The 2622-nt window shown below is 37.1% G+C and carries 4 protein-coding genes; all 4 read right to left on the bottom strand.

Annotated elements, in window-relative coordinates:
- Positions 1–813, bottom strand: an 813-nt coding sequence (locus U9Q18_01490; GenBank protein MEA3313029.1) for an S-layer homology domain-containing protein, incomplete at its 3' end; no start/stop codon positions are given.
- Positions 814–864: 51 nt separating this feature from the next.
- On the bottom strand, positions 865–1554 hold the full coding sequence (locus tag U9Q18_01485) for a metal-dependent hydrolase (GenBank protein MEA3313028.1): 690 nt from the start codon (positions 1552–1554) through the stop codon (positions 865–867).
- Positions 1544–2302 carry a Sir2 family NAD-dependent protein deacetylase gene (locus U9Q18_01480; protein MEA3313027.1) on the bottom strand — a complete coding sequence of 253 codons (759 nt, stop codon included), beginning with the start codon at positions 2300–2302 and terminating at the stop codon, positions 1544–1546. Before U9Q18_01480 ends, U9Q18_01485 begins: the two co-directional genes overlap by 11 nt.
- A 70-nt stretch (positions 2303–2372) precedes the next feature.
- Positions 2373–2622, bottom strand: a 250-nt coding sequence (locus tag U9Q18_01475) for a hypothetical protein (GenBank protein ID MEA3313026.1), incomplete at its 5' end; no start/stop codon positions are given.

Raw genomic sequence — 2622 nt, 5'->3', positions numbered from 1 at the left:
CAAAGCTCTCACAAGCATCGTGACAAACTCTCCACGCGTAATTTCACTATTTGGTGAAAATTTACCCTGCCCCGTGCCTTTTACAATTCCCTTGGTAAACGCCTCTTCAATCCATTTAAATCCCCAAAAATCCATTGGCACATCCACAAAATCCCGTCTATAATCCTCCTTAAGCGTAATGCCCATTACCCTCAAAATAAGTACGGCACTTTCTGCTCTTGTAAGGTTCCTTTCAGGTTTAAATGTACCATCGGGATAGCCTTTTATTAAACCTTTTTCGTAAAGAAATTTAACAGAATGCCGCACTGTAGGGTTAGCAATATCTTGAAAGGGTATATTAACAGTGCTTGAAATTTCAACCGCAGTTGATGCAAGATATACGGTTTCTTTAACTCTACCGGGAATTTCTTCCGGAATAAGCCAAAAACTTACTTTATAGCCTCCAACGGTAACGGCTTTGCCTGCATTATTCTTTTGATTCCAGACTGCAGTAAACTCTTTATTGCTGTATGCGGGAATTTCAAGATATGTTATTACTTGAGCAAATGTTTTGCCTTTAGACCATCTATAAACCAATGTACCCTGACCATAATTTACGATAGAAAAGTCATAAATCTGTGATGTATTAAAAGTAAAACGGAGTGGACTATCGCTGTTGTTAGTTATCGTATAGGTAATCTTTACAGGTTCTCCGAGAAGATAATCTGTTTTATCCGTTACAACTTTCACTTCCATATTATCGTTGGCTCTAACAAAACTAATGAAAGAAAATACCATACAAAAGACAATAAACACAATTGATAATTTTTTCATTGCCGCCTCCTTTTATATTTTAGACAGCTCTGAATATAAAAAGTTCGTACCTTAATATCCCTCGCCAGGTTTTAGAATAATACATTTTGCATTAGTTTCGTTTTCTATGCCCTTTCTAAATTCTTCTAAATCCACTTTTATTTCATCCCAGGTATTATAATGCATGGGAATAACTGCTGTTGGATGAATAAACTTTGTGGCTACAACAGCATCATGAATATCCATAGTATAAGTACCGCCAATTGGAAGGATAGCAACATCAATCCACGTTTGACCTCCTATCAATTCCATATTAAGGAATAAGCCTGTATCTCCAGCGTGGTAGATGTTGAAACCATCAATTTTTAAAACATAGCCGCACGGATTCCCTGCATAAATAATTTTATCTCCCTCCACAATAGAAGAACTGTGCGTAGCCAATACCATTTTAACCTCTCCAAAGTCAAAATGGCGGCTCCCTCCAATGTTCATTGGATCTACATTTTTGACACCATGGGCTGAAACATATTGTGTTATCTCAAAAGGAGCGATAACAAGAGCATTGTTCTTCTTCGCTATTTTAATTGTATCCCCTAAATGATCGTGGTGACCATGTGTAACAAGTATATACTTCGCTGTACATTGCTCTGCTGTAATTGGCGAAAGAGGATTCTCATCCAAAAAAGGGTCAATTACAATACGCTCCTTATCCATTCCAATACCAAATGCAGAATGCCCAAAATAAATAATTTTACTTCTCATTTTTTCCACCTCCGTAATGTTTTGAAACGTCTCTGAAAAAATTATCAATATCCTGATCTATCATAAGATCAACCGAAATAGGGCCAATATTAACCTCGCCTTTTGACACAACAACAAGTTTCCCCCGTGCAAAATTAGGTAGCATCGCAGCAGGATAAACTGCAAGCGCTGAACCTATTACAAAAAACAAATCGGATTGATAAGTAAGCTCTTCTGCATCTCTAAAATGAAGTACCTCTTCGCCAAAAAATACAATATCAGGTTTTATTATACCTTTACATTCATCACATAAGGGCACTTCTTCTTCCATTACTTTTTTCCTCATCTCGCTGAGAGAATATTCTTTTCCGCATTCGATACAATGACTCTTGTAGATGCCGCCATGAAGTTCAATGATGTTTTTACTTCCCGCAAGTTGGTGCAATGCATCAATGTTTTGAGTAATTACCCCTTTAATCTTATCTTCTTTCTCTAAAGCAGCGATAAAACTATGTGTAAAAGTTGGTTTCATATCCTGTGTTTTAGCCAAAAAATCTCTCGCAAAATTATAAAACGGCCTGGGATCCCGTAAAAAATAGTAGAAATCAAAAATTTTATCCGCATCGTATTTCCCCGTTGTATAGATTCCTTGAGGTCCTCTGAAGTCAGGGATGCCGGCATTAGTTGAAATCCCTGCTCCCGTAAGAACAACGATAAAATGAGCCTCTTTCAGAAACCTTGCACATTCCTTTGCCTTATCAATTTGCATTTTTTTTAACCAAACAAAAAAATTTTCGTTTTTTATTTTTATACACTATCTATTAAAAAATAACGGGGCTTTAAAATGTTTTATACCAATCTTCTCCTGCGTCTTTTATTGAAATGCCTGCAAAACTCACAAACTGCTGGTGCTCGTAAAAAGGAACCGCTTTCTTGCTCGCCTCATACAGTTTATAATAATTAGCGACACCGGAAGTCTTAAGCCAAGCAGCCATATCTGATTCATTTGGAAAATATTTTGTGAAATCTTTCCACACTGCTCTCCCCGCAAGAAACCCTGATGCTCCTTCTTTAGAAGCAATCTCTACG

The sequence above is a fragment of the Caldisericota bacterium genome (genome assembly GCA_034717215.1).
GTDB lineage: Bacteria > Caldisericota > Caldisericia > Caldisericales > Caldisericaceae > UBA646.
This window is presented reverse-complemented; position numbering and strand designations above follow the sequence as displayed.